General features: G+C 69.8%; 16 protein-coding genes. 5 read left to right on the top strand and 11 right to left on the bottom strand.

What is annotated here, in order from left to right:
- The first annotated feature begins 194 nt into the window (after positions 1 to 194).
- The 3 genes from ACOGXI_RS01035 to ACOGXI_RS01025 all read left to right on the top strand — a co-directional run bounded on the left by ACOGXI_RS01035 (position 195) and on the right by ACOGXI_RS01025 (position 3,971).
- Entirely contained in the window at positions 195 to 725 is a 531-nt protein-coding gene (locus ACOGXI_RS01035) for a sigma-70 family RNA polymerase sigma factor (protein WP_419937051.1), read from the top strand.
- 68 nt (positions 726 to 793) lie between these two features.
- Entirely contained in the window at positions 794 to 1,567 is a 774-nt protein-coding gene (locus ACOGXI_RS01030; protein ID WP_419937050.1) for an anti-sigma factor family protein, read from the top strand.
- A gap of 79 nt (positions 1,568 to 1,646) precedes the next feature.
- Positions 1,647 to 3,971, top strand: coding sequence for a carboxypeptidase regulatory-like domain-containing protein (locus ACOGXI_RS01025; protein ID WP_419937049.1), 2,325 nt, complete (start codon positions 1,647 to 1,649; stop codon positions 3,969 to 3,971).
- Here ACOGXI_RS01025 and ACOGXI_RS01020 read toward each other — a convergent pair.
- From ACOGXI_RS01020 to ACOGXI_RS00985, 8 genes are all read right to left on the bottom strand, one after another.
- On the bottom strand, positions 3,904 to 5,271 hold the full coding sequence (locus ACOGXI_RS01020) for a RecQ family ATP-dependent DNA helicase (protein ID WP_419937048.1): 1,368 nt from the start codon (positions 5,269 to 5,271) through the stop codon (positions 3,904 to 3,906). The genes ACOGXI_RS01025 and ACOGXI_RS01020 overlap by 68 nt on opposite strands.
- 109 nt (positions 5,272 to 5,380) lie before the next feature.
- Positions 5,381 to 5,542 (bottom strand): hypothetical protein, encoded by a 162-nt coding sequence (locus ACOGXI_RS01015; protein ID WP_419937047.1) that lies wholly within the window; start codon positions 5,540 to 5,542, stop codon positions 5,381 to 5,383.
- Positions 5,539 to 6,237, bottom strand: coding sequence for a hypothetical protein (locus ACOGXI_RS01010; RefSeq protein ID WP_419937046.1), 699 nt, complete (start codon positions 6,235 to 6,237; stop codon positions 5,539 to 5,541). Before ACOGXI_RS01010 ends, ACOGXI_RS01015 begins: the two co-directional genes overlap by 4 nt.
- Positions 6,234 to 7,037 carry an enoyl-CoA hydratase/isomerase family protein gene (locus tag ACOGXI_RS01005; RefSeq protein ID WP_419937045.1) on the bottom strand — a complete coding sequence of 268 codons (804 nt, stop codon included), beginning with the start codon at positions 7,035 to 7,037 and terminating at the stop codon, positions 6,234 to 6,236. Before ACOGXI_RS01005 ends, ACOGXI_RS01010 begins: the two co-directional genes overlap by 4 nt.
- Before the next feature lie 28 nt (positions 7,038 to 7,065).
- The gene (locus ACOGXI_RS01000; RefSeq protein ID WP_419940131.1) at positions 7,066 to 7,401 is read right to left on the bottom strand and encodes an AtuA-related protein; all 336 of its coding nucleotides are present in this window, start codon (positions 7,399 to 7,401) and stop codon (positions 7,066 to 7,068) included.
- A 30-nt stretch (positions 7,402 to 7,431) separates the two neighbouring features.
- Entirely contained in the window at positions 7,432 to 8,904 is a 1,473-nt protein-coding gene (locus ACOGXI_RS00995) for an acyclic terpene utilization AtuA family protein (protein WP_419937044.1), read from the bottom strand.
- Positions 8,901 to 10,511 carry an acyl-CoA carboxylase subunit beta gene (locus tag ACOGXI_RS00990; protein ID WP_419937043.1) on the bottom strand — a complete coding sequence of 537 codons (1,611 nt, stop codon included), beginning with the start codon at positions 10,509 to 10,511 and terminating at the stop codon, positions 8,901 to 8,903. The genes ACOGXI_RS00995 and ACOGXI_RS00990 overlap by 4 nt, the downstream gene beginning before the upstream one ends.
- 9 nt (positions 10,512 to 10,520) lie before the next feature.
- Positions 10,521 to 10,946 carry a cobalamin B12-binding domain-containing protein gene (locus ACOGXI_RS00985; protein WP_419940130.1) on the bottom strand — a complete coding sequence of 142 codons (426 nt, stop codon included), beginning with the start codon at positions 10,944 to 10,946 and terminating at the stop codon, positions 10,521 to 10,523.
- Positions 10,947 to 11,073: 127 nt separating this feature from the next.
- Between ACOGXI_RS00985 and ACOGXI_RS00980 the strand changes: the two genes are divergently transcribed.
- On the top strand, positions 11,074 to 12,180 hold the full coding sequence (locus ACOGXI_RS00980; protein WP_419937042.1) for an AI-2E family transporter: 1,107 nt from the start codon (positions 11,074 to 11,076) through the stop codon (positions 12,178 to 12,180).
- Positions 12,181 to 12,218: 38 nt separating this feature from the next.
- Here ACOGXI_RS00980 and ACOGXI_RS00975 read toward each other — a convergent pair whose 3' ends face one another.
- The 3 genes from ACOGXI_RS00975 to ACOGXI_RS00965 are packed head-to-tail and all read right to left on the bottom strand — an operon-like array spanning position 12,219 to position 15,248.
- The gene (locus ACOGXI_RS00975; RefSeq protein WP_419937041.1) at positions 12,219 to 13,310 is read right to left on the bottom strand and encodes a threonine aldolase family protein; all 1,092 of its coding nucleotides are present in this window, start codon (positions 13,308 to 13,310) and stop codon (positions 12,219 to 12,221) included.
- Positions 13,307 to 15,007, bottom strand: a complete 1,701-nt coding sequence (locus ACOGXI_RS00970) for an amidase family protein (RefSeq protein WP_419937040.1) — start codon at positions 15,005 to 15,007, stop codon at positions 13,307 to 13,309. The genes ACOGXI_RS00975 and ACOGXI_RS00970 overlap by 4 nt, the downstream gene beginning before the upstream one ends.
- Before the next feature lie 13 nt (positions 15,008 to 15,020).
- Entirely contained in the window at positions 15,021 to 15,248 is a 228-nt protein-coding gene (locus ACOGXI_RS00965; protein WP_419937039.1) for a DUF433 domain-containing protein, read from the bottom strand.
- Positions 15,249 to 15,468: 220 nt separating this feature from the next.
- Here ACOGXI_RS00965 and ACOGXI_RS00960 point away from each other — a divergent pair, with 220 nt between their 5' ends.
- A complete protein-coding gene (locus ACOGXI_RS00960) occupies positions 15,469 to 17,037 on the top strand; it encodes an AAA family ATPase (protein ID WP_419937038.1) in 1,569 nt (522 codons plus the stop codon).
- Positions 17,038 to 17,055 lie beyond the last annotated feature (18 nt).

The following is a 17,055-nucleotide window of genomic DNA, read 5'->3' as shown; positions in this document are numbered from 1 at the left end:
GACAAGGTCGTGTGCGTGGCCCGGCGGCGGGCGGGCTGTGACTTCGGGACGCCGCGCGCCTAACGTACCGGAGGCGGGCCTCCCGCCCAAACGTCGAGTGACCCCGGACGCGTCACGATCGGGCCCCGGCAGGCGTTGACCCTATGGATGGCAAGGGTGCAAGCCCGCGGCGCTCTTCGCGTACCGGCAACGGTGTGGAAGGGAGTACCGTGGACTTCGAGGCGGCATACAACAGCCACTGGACCCCACTCCTTCGGTATGTCAACCGGATGGTGGGTGACGCCGACCTTGCGGACGACGTCGTACAAGAGGCGTTCATTCGGCTGTTGGAGCAGCCTCTTCCGGACGAGGAGGTACGGCGCTGGCTGTTTACGGTGGCGACGAACCTGGTGCGGGACGACGCTCGCATGAGCGCGCGACGGCGGCGGTTGCTGTCGCAGCGCTACCGACAGGCGGATCTCGCGCACGATCCGGTGGAGTTGCCGGACCAATCGGTCTTGCGGGCTGAACGGGTCGCGGCGGTGCGCGCCGCGCTGGCGGAGATGCCTGAACGCGACCGTCGGTTGCTGTTGATGAGAGAGGAAGGATTCCGGTACGCCGAGATCGCCGAGGCGATCGAAGTCGCGCCGGGGTCGGTGGGAACGCTGCTCGCGCGGGCGCTGCGCCGGTTCACGGAGGCGCTGGATCCGCGGACTGTGGAGGACGAGACCGGTCGGGGCCGGTGAGGGGGGGACGATGGGTGACCGGTCGGGATGCGACTGGAAATCTGCGTTGAAAATAGTGAGGATTGAGTATGTCTACGCGTGAACAGCTACATGTCGGCGACGGAGCGCTGCTCGCTCTGCTCGACGGTGAGCTGACCACAGCAGAACGGAGACCCGTCGAGGCGCACCTGGCGTCGTGCCCGGAGTGCGCGGCGCGCAGCGACGAAATGCGCTTTGCGACGCGGCGTGCCACCGCGGCGCTCGACCTGCTCGCGGTGCCGGAATCGCGGATCGAGATGCCGGCGGCGCTGCGGGAGGCCGCGCGCAGGGCGCCGATGCCTCTCGCGAACGCAAGGGCGCGACGCTGGGCCAGGCTGAGCCGGCGCTCGGTCGCGGTGGCCGCGGGGGTCACGCTTCTCGTCGCCGCGGGCGCCTACGCGGTGCCGGGATCGCCGGTAAAGGGCTGGGTCGACGACGGCCTCGATGCGGTTGCGGCCTGGATCGCGGACGACTCCCAGGTCGCCGGGGACGCCGGACCTTCCCGCGTGTCGGTGGCCCCCCGCGAGGGCGCCGTGCGCATCATGGTCGTCGGCGGGCACGAAGGCACGCGGTTGACGGTCGAACTGTCCGACGGGGAGACGGCCACCGTGGCGGCCCGTGACGCGAGCTTCCATGTGGAGCCGGGCGTCATCGAAGTCGCGGGAGCGGCGGATGAGATCCGCGTAACCTTGCCGCGGGACGCCGCGATCGGTTCTGTAGTCATCGATGAGCGTGAAGTCGTCCGCCTCGAGGGTGGCGAGTTGCGGCGCACGGATTCGGCGGCTGCGAGTCCCGTGGAGATCTTTCTCGGCACCGACGGGTAGCAGCGCAGGTAGCGCCCGCCCGCAGGAGCGGACGACGGCGACCTGACGATCTGAGCGAGCCTCGAGGGGTGGATCCGGGATGACGAAGCCCATGTACCGAAGGTCGGGGCCCGTCTCCCATCGGTGGCGATTCGTCCTGCTGCTCGGCGCGGCTTCGACCGGTTTCGTCACCCCGCCGGTGCTCGCTCAGGATCCCCCGCCCCCCCCTCCCTCGGAAGACGTGCCGGCCGTCGGGGCCGTCTTCGGCCGTGTGCTGCGCGCCGAGACCCAGACGCCGATCGCGGCCGCTTCGGTGGAAATCCGCTTTCCCGCGTTTTCCTGGTTCCTGATTACGGACGACGACGGCTTTTACCGGGCGGACGGGCTTCCGCCCGGACCCATCCTTCTCGTCGCGCGGGCGCTGGATCGCGACCCGCTCGCGACCAGCGTCGTAGTCCCCGCGGGCGACGGCGTCCCGCTCGATCTGGCCCTGGAGCGGCGGCCCGTCGCGATGCCGAGCCTGTTCGCACACATCGTCGCACGGCGGCTGCCCGCTCCCGGCCTCACCCGCGCCGGGTTCCGCGATGAGGGAGAAACGGAACTCCGCGCGCTGGATTCGTCCCCCGGCGTGGCGGAGGCGGGTCTGACGCTGGACGAGCCGGGCATCGATCCCGCGGACCCGACGAGCGTGCTCTACGTGCGGGGCGCCGCGTCGGACCTCAAGCTCGTGCTGCTCGACGGCGCGCCGGTCTACGCGCCGTTCCACCTCAGCGGCCTCCTGGACGCGTTTCCGGACGGCGTGCTGGACGAGGCATCCCTCTACATCGGCGGGACGCCGGCCCGCTACGACGGGGGACTCTCCTACGTCCTCGACCTCAAGATCCGGGAGGGAGACGCGGAGAACTTCCGCGTCGCCGGCGCGGCCGACCTCCTGGGCGGCACGCTGCGGGCGGAGGGCCCGGTCGGACCGGCGGGGCGCGTGCTCCTCAGCGGCCGGGCGCTTCACGGACTCGGCTATCCCATCATCACGAACGAGCCGGCAATGCCGTACGGGTACGGCGACCTCCTGGGCCGGCTCGACTATCGTCTGGGGCCCGGAAAGTTCGCGGCCACGGGGTTCTGGAACCGCGAGTCCGTGCTGCTCGACATCGGACGGCTCGAGGACACCGGGGCGGTGGAGTCGGCCTACTGGGGCAACCTCGCAGGGTCCGCGAGCTACCGCCTCCCGCTGGCCGACGGCACGTTCACGCTGAGAGGCGCTCACGGACGGTTCGGCACGGGTCTGCCCTTGCCGCGCGACAAGGAACTGGACTTCGAGGTCTCCTTCGCGGACGTCATCGCCCGAACCGTTCGCACGCGCACCGAGGCGCTGTTCGAGTCGGGAGGCCGCGAAATTCGCTGGGCCGCGGGCGGCGGCTTCGACTCCTACGAGACCGTGGTGGACCGGCGGACGGTCCTCGGCGGCAGAACGGCGCACGACGTGTCCCACGCCGTGCGGCGCGCCGACGTGGTGGCCGGGTGGGGCGAGGCCATCTGGGAGCTGGCCCCGGAAGTCGAAGTGAGGGGAGGGGTCCGGGCCAGCTATTTCGCGCCCTCCCGCCGCGCGAAGTTCGCGCCGCGGGGCACCGTCACCTGGCACATCACGGACGCGGCGGACATCCGCCTCTCCGCCGGGAGGTTCTTTCAGGTGGTGCGCGGACCCGAATCCATCCTCTCCGGAGACCTCACCGGACCCACCATCGGCGAGATCCTGCCCACGCTGGATCCCGGCCAGCTCCCGCCGTCGACGCCCGGGTCCAGTATCGCCGGAGCCTCCCATTTCGTACTCGGATTCGAGGACTCGCTCGAGAACGGCGTCGATGTCGGTATCGAGGCCTACGCGAAGTCCTTCGACGATCTCCCCGACGCCAATCAACTCTACTCCTGGGGCGGGGACTTGTGGTTGCAGGCAAAGGAGGGCCCGGTCCGGGGCTGGATCGGCTACTCGATCGCGTTCGTGTGGACGAACGATCCGGATGAAGAGACGCCGGTCGTGGGCCGGCAACTCCTGAGCGGCGGACTCTCCTCGGACGTCCGCGAGTTCGACTTCGGCATCCGGCTCGCGTACGGAGCCGGTCTGTCCTTCGCGTCCGTGACCGCGGGACCCGGGGAGACGGACGCCCCGAGCGGTGACGATCCCCTGCCGGTGCTTTCGGGGGCGCCGGAGGACTCGTACCTCCGGCTCGACGCGGAGATCTCGCGACGCTGGGTCGCGAGCATCGGCCGCTCGTCCGTCGTGATCGCCCCTTATGTGCGAGTGCTCAACGCGCTGGATCGCCGGGACGCGCTCTTCTATCAGACCACGTCCGACCAGCCCCTCACGCGCCCCGCTCCGCTCGCTTCCCTCCCCGTGATCGCCATCTTCGGCGTGTCGTGGTCGTTCTGACGCTCCGTTCAGCGGGGTGCGCGGACGCGGTCCGGGCGCCGTCGCAGTTGTCACAGCCGTCGCAGACCGGAGCGCGTTCGCCGAAGTAGGCGGCGATCGCCGCCCGGCGGCAGGCGGCGGTCTCGATGTAGGCCCCCATCGCGGCGCGCCGTTCGGCGTCGACGGCGGCCCGGTCGGAGCCGGGCGGCGGGCGGCCCGGCCGGGGGCGCTCGCGCCGGCCGAACGGAAGGGCGCGGCGGCGATTCTCGCGGATCGCGACCATCGCGCAGCGCGCCGGTTCGCCGTCGCGGCCGGCGCGACCCGCTTCCTGGACGTACTCCTCCAGCGACCCCGGGGCGCCGAGATGCGCGACGAGACGCACATGCGGGTGGTCGATCCCCATGCCGAACGCGGTCGTGGCGCAGACCACGCGAATGCTCCCGTCCAGGAAGGCCCGCTGCGTCGCCTGGCGTCGCTCGATCGGCAGACGCGCATGGTAGGGCGCGCTGGGCACCCCCGTCCTCGAGAGCGCGATCGCAAGCTGCGCGCTCAGGCCGCGCGTGCGCGCATAGACGACCGCCGACGCCCCCCGGCACGCCGCCACCTCGCGCCGCACGCGCCGATAGGCTTCGCGCGCATCGGGGGCCATCTCAACGGAGTAGCGGAGGTTCGGGCGGTTCGAGGGCACGAAGATGCGGATCGCTCCTTCCATCCCCAGGAACCGCTCGATCTCGCGCCGCGTCCGCCGCGTCGCGGTGGTGGTGAGAGCCGTCAGCGGCGGGTTCCCCATCCGCCGCCTCGCGCGCCCGATCCGCAGGTACGACGGGCGGAAGTCGTGCCCCCACTGGGAAACGCAGTGCGCCTCATCGACGGCGATGCCCCCCACCCCGACTTCGCGCAGGCGATCGCAGACCGCGCGGTTCTCCAGGCGTTCGGGCGCCAGGTACAGGAGGTCGAGTTCGCCGCGACGGGCGCGCTCGAGCGCCGCGTTCACCTCCTCCCGCGGGGTGGCGCTCGTCCAGCCGAGCACCCGCATGCCCCGGCGCGCGGCGCCGGCGACCTGATCCTCGATGAGCGAGATGAGCGGCGAGATGACGAGCGTCGTCCGCCGACGCAGCAGCGCCGGGATCTGGAAGCACACGGACTTGCCGAAGCCGGTCGGAAGCACCGCGAGCGTGTCCCGGCCGCTGAGGACGGCTTCCACCACGCGCGACTGCGCGGGACGGAAGTCGTCGTAGCCGAACCGGTCTTTCAGGAGGTCACGCGCGTCCTGGAGGGTGCCCGCGGCGCGACGCGCGCGGGTGCTTTCGTCGGTATTCACACCCTTCGATGCGCGGTCCGATCAACGGGAGATCAACGGGAGATCAACGGTCAGTCGGCGCGAGCGCCGCCGGCCGCACCCGCGGGGCGGGGGGCCGGCGGGGGCCGGGTCAGGCTTTCGTTCGTCCCAGGCGGAGAACGACGGCGGCCACGAGGAGGCCGCAGCCCGCGCCGGCCACGAAGTCCTGCTCCGTGAGCGCGCCGATGAACCAGGTGGCGCCCCCGGCCAGGCCGAGTCCGATCTGCAGCCGCAGCCACCAATCGCGGTTCACTCGTCGATCGGGCGGGCGACCGGCGTCTCGTCGCCCGCTTCTCCCCAGCCCAGCGTCGCGCCGGCGATCGCCCCCCACAGCACGTGGACCGCAAGGATGGAGAAGACGGCGAACACGCCCCGCCCCGCGTAGAGCGCGAGCGCAGACACCAGAGGGAGTTCCCCCCTCGCAAAGTCGAGCGCGGGCTCGCCGACGGCGAGTCGGATGACGACGTAGAGGGTGGGCGCCAGGGCGAACAGCGCGCCGCGAGAGGCCGGCGACCCGGACAGGCGGGTGTAGAGCACCCCGAGCATGAGGCCCCAGACCGCGCCGCTTCCGAGGTGCGACAGGAACTCCGCCCCGGTCCACCCCGAGGTCAGTCCCATGCTCAGCGCTCCGATGGAGCCGAACGTCGCCACCACCGAGCGCGCCGCGGCGGAGACCGCGGCGCCGAGCAATCCGCCGAGCAGCCCGAGGCCGAGGCGCGCGCTCAGGTCGAGCGGGCCCTCGATTTCGGCTTCGTGCGCGGCTTCGTGCGCGCCGCTCCCGAGAAGGACGCCCGCCGCGGCGAGCGCCGCGATCAGCAGGAGGACGGCGAGCGTGAGCGGCGCCCCGTCCGTCGTGAGGAGGACGATGCCCGACGCGCCGGCGGCGAGCGCCCCGACCCGCCACAGGAAGGCCGACCCCGCCGCCGAAGCCACGCGCCGCTCGCTCATGCCGTCTCCTCTGTCTCCCGGTTCTCCCGGGTTCCGCCGCGGTTGAGGAACCGGTCGATCCCCGCCCGGCAGTCGTCCGTCATGCGGGCGAGGGCGTTCACGCGGGCTCCGGTCGCGACCGCGGCCTCGAAGCTCTGCCCCTCCGTGCCGTATAGCAGCTTCTTCGTGAGCGCGAGCGCGGAGGCGCTGCGCCCGGCGAGTTCGGCCAGGAAGCGCGAGCTTTCCGCCTCGAACTCCGCGTCCGCGTAGATCCGGTTCACGAGGCCCAGCCGCGACGCCTCCGCGGCATCGATCGTGTCCCCGAGCGACATCAACTCGAAGGCCCGCTTCTCTCCCAGGTTCCGGCGCAGGATCGCCGTCACCATGGCGGGCACGAAGCCGAGCCGCACCTCCGGGTAGCCGAAGCGGGCGCTCTCCGCCGCGAGCACGAGGTCGCACGCCGTCGCGAGGCCGCACCCGCCGGCCAGCGCGCGGCCGTGCACGATCGCGACGACCGGCTTCGAGAGCTTCCTCAGGAGCGTGAAGAGTTCGCCCAGCGCTTCCGCCTCCCGCAGGCTAGCCATGACCCCTTCCTCGACCGAAGCCTGCACTTCCGCCAGGTCGGCGCCCGCACAGAAGTCCGGGCCGCGTCCACCGATCCCGATCGCGCGCACCCGGGCGTCCGCCTCGGCGAGCGCGAGCGCCCCCTTCATTTCCGCGACGAGCGCCCCGCTCAGCGCATTGCGGCGGTCCGCGCGGTCGAGACGGATCCGGTTCACGCCGGTCCGTTCGTCGATCTCGATCTCGAGGTATTCGAACATGGTCGCCTCGGAGTCCCCGAACCGTGGCTCAGTCCGCCGGCCGGTTCAGGAGATGGTCCGGCACGTCGATCTCCATCCTCAGAAGGGCGGTGGCGAACGTCTTCCCCTGGGCATCGAGCATGAGCGATACGGTCCCGCCCCCTCCCAGCGCGCGGTGGAGGAGGAAGTTGAGCGCCCGCAGGTTGGGAAGCTCGAAACGCTCGACTTCGCCCTCGCAGATGCCCTTGAAGTGATACTTCACACGTTCGGCCGTAACTTCCTTCACCAAAAACGGATAAATGGAAGGTTGAAAAGCGATAAGACCCACGTTCGCCGTGTCTCCCTTGTCTCCCGAACGGGCAAACGCGATCTCTCTCAGGCGCACTCTCACGGTTCCAGCCTCACAGTTCCAGCCTCACAGTTCCATCGTCTCCACTTTCACGTTGGATTCCACGATCCCGCGGTCGATGAGCGCGGGCCAGTAGGCGACGACCTCCTGCACCCGGGGACGGCCGCCCGCGAAGCCCGTGACGGTGGGCGGACCCGCGAGGATGAGGGGCGCGATCTCCCGGCTGAAGCGTGACACGGCGTGGCGGTCCGGACTGCGGACGCCGACCCGCAGCGTGACCTCGGGCAGGTCGTCGGAGGGGGCGCCGGCCAGCGGCCCGTGACACGCGCCGGCGCCGACGAGTTCCGTTCGGATCTCGTCGAACTCGAGCCCCAGGTGCCGCAGGCGACCCCGGAGGATCTCGTCCGCGCGCCGCGCCTTGTCCACCGCGTCGGGCCAGGCGTAGGTAAGGTCGCCCACGGCCTTGAAGCCATCGTGGTAGGCGATGGAAACCTTGAGTTTGTCCGTGCGCGCCCGGCCGGCCACGCCCTCGACCCGGACCCTGTCCTTCCCCAGGTCGCGGAGACGGATGGTCGAGAAGTCCGCGATCACGTCGGGCGTGATGTATTCCCGCGGGTCGCCGAGTTCGTACACGACCTGCTCCGCGACGGTGGCCCAGGTCACCCGCCCGCCGAGGTCCGGGTGCTTCGTCACCACGAAGGTCCCGTCCGCTTCCGCTTCGATGATGGGATAGCCGGGAAGCGTGAGGTCGATCTCCCGCCAGTCGACGAGCGAGTTCCCGCCGGAGGCCTGGCATCCGCATTCGTTGATGTGTCCGGCGACGACCCCGTGCGCGAGCCGGTCCCAGTCGTCGGCCGGCCAGGAGAACTCGTGCATGAGCGGCGCGTAGGTGAGCGCGGTATCCGTCGAGCGCCCGGCCACGACGATGTCCGCCTCCTGCCGCAACGCCTCGATGATCGGTTCGGCGCCGAGGTACGCGTTCGCGGCGGCCACCCGGTCGCGGACGGCGGAGAGCGGCTCGCCCGTCTCCATGTGGCGGAGTTCGTGTCCCGCGGCGAGGAGGTCGTCGAGCGAGTCCATCAGGTCGTCGCCCGTGATCACCGCCACCCGGGGCCGGCGCGGCAGCGACGCGTCCGCGAACGCGAATCCGAGTTCGGCCCGGCACCCCTCCGGGTTCACCCCGCCCGCGTTCGAGACCACGCGGATCTCCTTCTCGAGGAGGTCGGGGATGAGATCGTCCATCAGGGGCACGAAGTCGCGCGCGTAGCCGGCGGCCGGATCCCGGTCCCGCTGCTTCTGCATGATCGACATCGTGATCTCGGCCAGGTAGTCGAGCATCAGGTAGTCGATCGCGCCGCGCCGCACCTGCAGCTTGGGCGCCTCCTGCCAGTCTCCCCAGAACCCCTGCCCGGAGGCGACGCGCACCCGGCGGTCGCCATGGAGCCCGGCGCGGGCCGGGAGCGGCCGCTCCTCGAGTCCCACCGCGGCGGATGCGTCTTCGAGCGCGAGGGCTTCCGTCGCCCCAGGTCGTTCGTTCACAGGCTGTCCGGGAGGGTGAAGGGTCCGAGATGGGGGCCCGGGTTGCCGAGGGAACAGCGCAGTGCGAGCGAGAGAACCGCCCGCGTGTCCTCCGGCGTCAGGATCGCGTCCACGAACCCGCGCGCCGCCGCGTATTTCGCATCGAGTTGCTCCTCGTAATTCTTCCGCGTCCGTTCGACCGCGGCGGCCGTTTCCTCATCCAGGTCTCCCCCCGCCGCCTCCTCGAGCTTGCGTCCGAACGCGGCCTGGACGGCGGCCTCCCCCTCCATCACCGCCATCCGCCCCGTCGGCCACGTGAAGATGAAGTCGGGATCGAACCCCTGCGCCGCCATCGCATAGTACCCCGCCCCGCTCGCGTGGTTGACCGTTAGCACGATCTTCGGCACGCGGGCCGTCGCCATGGACTCGACCATGCGCGCGCCCGCCCGGATGATCCCGGACTGCTCCGCCTTCGGTCCGACCATGAACCCGCTCACGTCCTGCACGAAGACGAGCGGCGCGTCGTGCCGGTCGCAGAGGTCCATGAAGTAGGCCACTTTCTCCGCGCTCTCCGTGTACACGATCCCGCCGAACTTCGGCGGTTCGCCGGCCTCGCCCCGGAACATGCCCCGCCGGTTCGCGATCACCCCCACCCGAAAGCCATCGATGTGCCCCGTTCCCGTGAGCATCTCCGGCGCGCGGTCCGCCTGGAACTCCTCGAATGGACCCTCGTCGAGGATCGTCTCGAGGACCGCCTCCATGTCGAAGGGTTGGCGGTGGTCGCCGGGCAGGAGCGCGTAGGCCTCCTCCGCCGGGCGCGCCGCGTCCCGGGCTTCGATGGCGGGGCCCGGACGGAGGCCGGCGGGGAGTCCGGCGACGAGCGAACGGACCTTCTCGATGCACGCGTTGTCGTCCTCCACGCGGTAGTGGGCCACGCCGCTCACGCGGTTGTGCATCAGCGCCCCGCCGAGTTCCTCGGCTTCGACCTCCTGCCCCGTCGCCCCCTTCACGAGGTGCGGGCCTCCGAGACCCATGAAGCTCGTCCCCTCCACCATCACGATCACGTCCGAAAGGGCGGGAAGATAGGCGCCCCCCGCGATGCACTGGCCCATCACGGCGGAGATCTGCGGCACCTCGAGGTAGTGTCGCATGATCGAGTTGTAGTAGAAGATGCGGCTGGCGCCGTACTGCCCCGGGAAGACCCCGCCCTGATACGGCAGGTTCACGCCGGCCGAATCCACGAGATAGACGATCGGCACGCGGCACCGCATCGCGATCTCCTGCGCCCGCAGGATCTTCGTGATCGTCTCGGGCCACCAGCTTCCGGCCTTCACCGTCTGGTCGTTCGCGACGACGACGACCTCGCGCCCGCACACCTCGCCCACCCCGGTCACCACGCCGGCGGCCGGCGCCTTGCCGTCGTACCGGTCGTGCGCGATGAGGAGGCCGATCTCGAGGAAGCCGCCGCCATCATCGATGAGGAGGTCGACCCGCTCGCGGGCCGTGAGCTTGCCCTGCGCGTGCTGCCGAGCCACGCGCTCCTCCCCGCCGCCGCGCTGGATCCGGGCTTCGAGCTCGCGCAGTTCGGCCACGAGCGCGCCCATCCGGCTGTCGTCGTTATCGCCCACCGGCCGCGGCTAGCCTGTCGCCCCGGAGGCTTCGCGCCCGCTCTCCTCGAACCACGCGCGAATGTAGGCGACCGCTTCGGAGGTGGAGGTTCCCGGACCGAAGAGGCGGCCGACGCCGAGGTCGGTCAGCGCCTCCACGTCTTCGGCGGGGATGATCCCTCCCCCGGTGAGGAGCACCCCGTCCATCCCCTGGCCATCGAGGAGCGCCTTCACGCGCGGGAAGAGCGTCATGTGCGCCCCCGACAGGATCGAGAGCGCCACGACATCCACGTCCTCCTGGAGCGCGGTGGCGGCGATCATCTCCGGCGTCTGGTGGAGTCCCGTGTAGATGACCTCCATCCCCGCGTCCTGGAGGGCAGCGGCCATCACCTTCGCACCCCGGTCGTGGCCGTCGAGCCCGGGCTTGGCCACGAGCACACGGATCTTCGGTTCGATCAAGCGCTTCTCTCTTTCGCGGTCACGAGGGAACGGTCGAAAGTATCCGCGGAAAGGCGCGCACTGCAACGACGATGCGGCGATCTTCGGGGTTGCCCCGATCCGCTCCGGCCCGCACCCTCGTTCCATGCGCGACGACGCGACACGAGTACACCGGATCCTCCTGAACCTGGCGGCCTTCGTCATCATCGTGGCCGGGATGCGCGCCGCCGCGCCGCTGATCGTCTCCTTCGTGCTCGCGCTCTTTCTCACCATCCTGTGCTCCACGCCGCTCCGATGGATGACGAACCACCGGATTCCCAAGTCCGTCGCGGTCCTCGCCCTGGTGCTCGTCATCCTCGCCCTCGGGACGGTGGCCGGGGGCCTGATCGCGACCCCCGTCGTCGAACTCGGACGCACGGAGGCGCAACTCGACAGGCTCTTCGCGGAGCAGATCGAGGCGGTGGAGGCCACGCTGAGCGACTACATGGTGCGGTTCGGGCTCCAATCGCCCGTGCTCGATGCCGACGAACTCATCTCGATCTCGCCGAGTTGGATGCTCGGCCTCATCCGGGAGCTCGTCGAGAACCTGGGGTTCATCCTCGCCAACGGGTTCCTGATCATCCTCACGATGGTCTTCATGCTGCTCGAGATCTCGGGATTCCCCACCAAGGTTCGGGTCGCCTTCGGCGAGGCCGATGCGACGGAGGCGCGGGAGAACTGGGAGAAGGTCGGGACCGCGGTCCGGCGCTACGTCGTGCTGAAGACCATCGTCAGCATCGGAACCGGCCTCTGCGTCGCGGGGCTCATGGCGGTGCTGGGCGTCAACTACCCGTTGCTGTGGGGAGTGCTCGCGTTTCTGCTCAACTACGTCCCCAACATCGGGTCCTTCATCGCGGCCGTGCCCGCGGTGGTGGTGGCGTGGCTCACGATGGGGGTCGGGACGGCGGTGGCCGCCGCGGCCGGGTTCCTCGTCGTCAACGTCGTCTGGGGCAACCTCATCGAGCCCAAGGTCATGGGGTACAGCGTGGGCCTGTCGACGCTCGTCGTCTTCGCTTCGCTCGTCTTCTGGGGCTGGGTCCTGGGACCTGTGGGGATGCTGCTGTCGGTGCCGCTCACGGTGATGTTCCGCATCGTGCTGGGGACGAACGAGTCCACCCGCTGGATCGCGGTCCTGCTCGGCTCGGATCGGTCGGACGAGATCACGCAGGCGATCGAGGCCGAAGTCGCCGTCGCGCTCGGCAAGGGCAGCTAGGGCGAGGGCTGCTGGCGAGGGCAGCTCGGCGAGGGCTGTTAGGCGGCGGCCCGGCGGAAGACCTCCAGTGCGTCCGCCACATCGCCGTCCGTCGTGTGGAGGTGGGGGATGACCCGCAGATCCCGCCGGTTGTAGGCGTTCAGCAGGACTCCCGCCTCCCGGCAGCGCCCGGCGAACTCCGGCGCGTCGACCGCAGTCGTCCGGAAGCGGACGATGTTCGTCTCCACGCCTTCGACGTCGACCTCCAGGCCGCGGATCGCGGCGAGTCCGCGGGCCAGCCTCCTCGCCCGGGCGTGATCCCGTGTGAGCCGCTCGCGGTGGTGTTCGAGCGCGTACAGGGCGCCGGCGGCGACGATCCCCGCCTGCCGGAAGCCTCCGCCATAGAGCTGCTTGAAGCGGCGGGCGCGCTCGATGAGGTCCGCCGGGCCGGCGAGGGCTGAACCCAGCGGGGCGCCGAGCGCCTTGGAGAAGCAGACGTTCACCGTGTCGAAGCCCACCGCGAATTCGGCCTCGGGGATGCCGCTGGCCGCGGTCGCGTTCCACAGCCGGGCGCCGTCGAGGTGGGTGGCGAGACCGGCCTCGCGCGCGGCGGCGAGCATCTCGCGCAGGAGGTCGAGGGGCCACACGGCGCCGCCTGCCCCGTTGTGCGTGTTCTCGGCGCAGACCAGCCGCACGGGCGACTGCATGCGCGCGCGCACGGTCCCCATGTCGAGGTTGAGCGCCGCCCGCAGCGTCGCCGCGTCGAACATGCCGCGGTCGCCCTCGAGCGGCCGGATGACGACCCCGGAGATCGGCGACGGCGCGCCCCCCTCGCCGAACCAGATGTGCGCTCCGGGGCCGATGAGCACGGTGTCGCCCGGCTCCGTGTGCGCGCGCAGGGCGAGCTGGTTGCTCATCGTGCCCGTCGGCACGTACATGGCGGCTTCCTTGCCGAGGATCTCCGCGGTGCGCCGCTCCAGTTCGAGCACCGTCGGGTCGTCCCCGTAGCAGTCGTCCCCCACCGGCGCCGCCGCCATCGCCGCCCGCATGGCCTCCGTCGGGCGCGTCACCGTGTCGCTGCGGAGGTCGATCATCCTCCCCGCCCCGTTCGCGGCTCCGGCCCCGGTCCCGTCCGCGGCTGCGGCGCTCACGAGAACGGTGGCGGACGCCGCAGGTGGTGTTCCGTCGCGTCCTGCACCGCCTTGGCGAGCCGCAGCGCTTCCGCGTCGCCGAACAGCTTGCCGACGAACGAGACGCTCGTCGGCGTTCCATCTTCCGAGCGATACCCGTTGGGGATCACGACCTGCGGGTGCCCCGTCAGGTTCGTGAGCAGGAGCATCGACCCCCCGAAGCTCGGCGTGACGACGACATCGATCCCCTCCATCGCCCGCTCGAAGCGGTGCATGGCGATCGTGCGCAGCCGGTTCGCCTGGATGTACTCCACCGCCGGGATCATGCGCGCCTTGCGGAAGGTGTTGGGCCACGCGCCGCGCGTCTGCCGCACGAGCAGGTCATCCCGGCCGCTCCGGGTGAGTTCGTCGAAGGCGGCCCCCGCCTCGGCGCTGAGTATGATCCGCATCGCCCGATACGGGATGTCGTCGGGGAGCTCCAGCGGCACCGGGTCGATCCCGAGCCCGCGCACGACTTCCAGCGAGGCCTCGTCGAACGCCTTCCACTCCTCGTCCTCCCGTTCCGCCTCGAAGGCCGGGGGCACCCAGGCGACGCGGAGGTCGGTGAGCGGCCGGTCCGGGTCCCAGTCGAACGCCACATCGCGCGCCGTGGGGTCGATCCCGTCCGCGCCGTGGATCGCCTGCAGGACGAGGGCGCAGTCCTCCACGCTGCGGCAGATCGGCCCCAGCTTGTCCATCGACCACGAGAGCGCCATCGCCCCCGCCCGGCTCACGCGCCCGAAGGTGGGCCGGAGCCCGGAGGCGCCGCAGCGGGTGGAGGGAGAGACGATCGAACCCAGCGTCTCGCTCCCGATCGTGAACCCGACGAGCCCCGCGACCACCGCCGAAGCAGAGCCCGCGGACGACCCGCTGGACCCCTGCTCCAGGTTCCACGGATTCCTCGTCTGCCCGCCGTACCAGCGATCTCCCTGCGCGAGCGCGCCCAGCGTGAGCTTCGCCACCAGCACCGCGCCCGCCTCCTCGAGCCGCCGGCCCACGGTGGAGTCATCGGGGATGTGCTGGTCCTCGTACGGCTTGGCGCCCCAGGTCGTGCGGTAGGAATCCTCGGCGAGGAGATCCTTCGCCCCCCACGGGATCCCGTGCAGCGGCCCCCGGTAGTATCCGCGCGCGATTTCCGCGTCCGCGCGCGCCGCCTGCCGCAGGGCGAGTTCCTCGGTGAGCGTGATCACGCACTCGAGCGTCTCCCCGTGCGCCTTCAGCCGTCCCAGGTACATCTCCGTGAGTTCGGCCGACGTCACCTGGCGGGAGCGGACGAGTTCGGCCAACTCCGTGACGGGCGCGAACGCGAGCGCGTCGAGGTCCGCCGGTCGCTCGAGCCCCCGTGGGCGCGTGTAGCGGAAGACGCTGGACCCCGCCGGATAGCGGAAACCCGGCAGCGCGGGTTCGAAGTGGAGCGCGGGGACGACGGAGTTCGGGATCTCGACCGTGCGCAACTCGTCGTAGCTCTCTCGCGTCCCGTTGAGGTCCTCCACCATGAGATCGAGTTCCTCGTCCGTGAACTCCAGCCCGGCGACCCGCGCGGCGGCGGAGATGTCGGCCTTGGTCAGCGCCTCCTGCCCATCTCCGGTGCGCGCCCAGAGGGCCGCCGGAAGCGCCGTGGCTCCCAGCCCCAGCGCCGAGGCCGCGGCCATGAACGCACGTCGATCGAGTTTCGGCAAATCGGGGGAAACGCTATCCATGCGCAGAGTCTGCCAGCGCTTCAAGTTCATGTTCGAGGACGCGCTCGACCATCCACCGCTCAACACCCTGGAACCAATCGAGAAACTGCTCGATCGAGGCTCCCTCCTTCAGGTTCTCGAAGAGGGCGCGTACGGGGACTCTTGTTCCTGCGAACACCCAGGCTCCGCTGACCCGTTCCGGGTCACGCTCAACCGCCGCACGGGTTTCCCAACTTGGCATGGAACGACTCCGTCTCCAATACTGGCTTTCGACCTCCCCGGCACGGCACCGTCCCAAAGATAGCATCCTTGCCGCTCATCCCGCCCCGGCCGGCGCGGGCAAGGCGCCCGTGGAAGGCTTATCTTAGCCCGAGGGCGCGGAACAGCCTACATGTTCCAAGCTGAACAGGCGGAGGGCAGATGACCAGGATCAACCAAGCAGCGTCCAAGCCGAGGCGACGGTGTCTCTGATCGACCGAGAATTGCGTGAAGTATGGGACGCGCTGCGGGCCAGGAGCGCGGACCGCAGTGATACTCTGGAGGAAGTTCGGATCAAGCGACTCCGCAACGTGCGTGATCTCCGAGTTCCGTTCTCATACCCGGTGTCAGTACTCGCCGGCCCCAACGGCTGCGGAAAATCGACTGTGCTTTTTTCGTGCGCCTGTGCCTACCGTCCGCCGGGCCGGGGCGCGAGAGAGTTCGTTCCCAGCAGCCTGTTCCCGAATTTCACCAGCGGACAGTTCGCAGTTTCGTCGGATACGCTTCAGCCGACGGAGCTCGAGTTCTACTACCTGCACAGGAGTGAGCGCCTCTCAATGGCGTGGCGTCGGGGGAAGCGCTGGAATCGGAGCTTCATGGGCCGGAAGGGTGGTGCACAGCCGGAGCGGGATGTATACCTGCGGACGCTGGCCAACCTCACCAACCCGTCCGAGGTCCGCAGCGTCCTCCAGCTCGGCAGAGGGCAGGTCGAGTCCGAGACGCTGACCCCCGACTTCCTAGTCTTTGCGCATCGGATTCTTCCGTGGCGTTACCGGAGCCTCGCCGTGATCAGCGATCGCCCAACCCGGGACCTCCTCTTTGCGGAACTCGACGACACCGAGGATACGCGCTACTCGGAGTTCCACATGTCATCAGGCGAGCGCACAATTCTGCGCATCTCGAAGGATATTTCCGAGCTTCGGAATGCCCTCGTCCTGATCGACGAGATCGACACGGGACTCCACCCGTACACGCAGCAGCAGGTCATGCTCGAACTGCAGCGCAGCGCCCTGCGGCAGAATCTACAGATCGTGGTGGCCTCTCACAGTTCCGTCGTCATCGAGAGCGTACCGCCCGAAGCGCGCATTTTCTTCCAGCGAGATGACGTAACGGGTGAGGTGCGGCGAGCTCCGCTCCACCGGGACATCTTCCAAAAGGCGCTGTACGGACAGTCTCGGAACCAGCTCTCGATCCTGTGCGAGGACGCCATCGCGGAAGGCATAATCCGCGGGATCCTGGACCGACTGAACGTCGAAATCGGCTTGCGACACGAAGATGTTGTAGTGGGACGAGACACCGGCAAGGACGAGTTTCCAGGTCATATCCGAACGCTTGGCATGTTTAAGAAGCTTGCCGATTTCATCTTTGTGCTCGATGGTGACGCCCGTGACTTGGAAGGTGCGCTGAGAGCGGCCGGCGACGAGGTCGGGCAGAGGGCCCGGCTGTTGTTTCTGCCTGGCGAAGTAATGCCGGAGCAGTGGTTGTGGGAAGCGATCCGGTCGCGCCCCGCAGACTACGCAAACCACCTCGGTATCTCACAATCTGATCTCGTTGATCGGATGGACCACCTGCAGCGTTCGATTGGAGGAACCGTGCAGCAAAGCGTTGCGGCACAGGCCGCGCGGGCCGCCCTGTCGAGCTTGGCGCAAGCTCTCGACCGGACCCCGCCTGAAATAGCCCGCATTGCCGGGCGCGTTGAAACGCAACACGGGACTCTTTCCGAGTTCGTCGGGGCGCTACGAGACCGGATCGAGACGTGGCGACAGTTGTAGTGCGGAACTCGAGCGGGG

The organism is Candidatus Palauibacter sp. (genome assembly GCF_965208055.1).
Classification (GTDB): domain Bacteria; phylum Gemmatimonadota; class Gemmatimonadetes; order Palauibacterales; family Palauibacteraceae; genus Palauibacter.
This window is presented reverse-complemented; position numbering and strand designations above follow the sequence as displayed.

Coding starts and splice junctions, on each gene's coding strand:
- ACOGXI_RS00980 (WP_419937042.1), top strand. CDS start 11,074: ATGCGCGACGACGCGACACGAGTACACCGGATCCTCCTGAACCTGGCG.
- ACOGXI_RS00965 (WP_419937039.1), bottom strand. CDS start 15,248: ATGCCAAGTTGGGAAACCCGTGCGGCGGTTGAGCGTGACCCGGAACGG.
- ACOGXI_RS01005 (WP_419937045.1), bottom strand. CDS start 7,037: ATGTTCGAATACCTCGAGATCGAGATCGACGAACGGACCGGCGTGAAC.
- ACOGXI_RS01025 (WP_419937049.1), top strand. CDS start 1,647: ATGACGAAGCCCATGTACCGAAGGTCGGGGCCCGTCTCCCATCGGTGG.
- ACOGXI_RS01030 (WP_419937050.1), top strand. CDS start 794: ATGTCTACGCGTGAACAGCTACATGTCGGCGACGGAGCGCTGCTCGCT.
- ACOGXI_RS01010 (WP_419937046.1), bottom strand. CDS start 6,237: ATGAGCGAGCGGCGCGTGGCTTCGGCGGCGGGGTCGGCCTTCCTGTGG.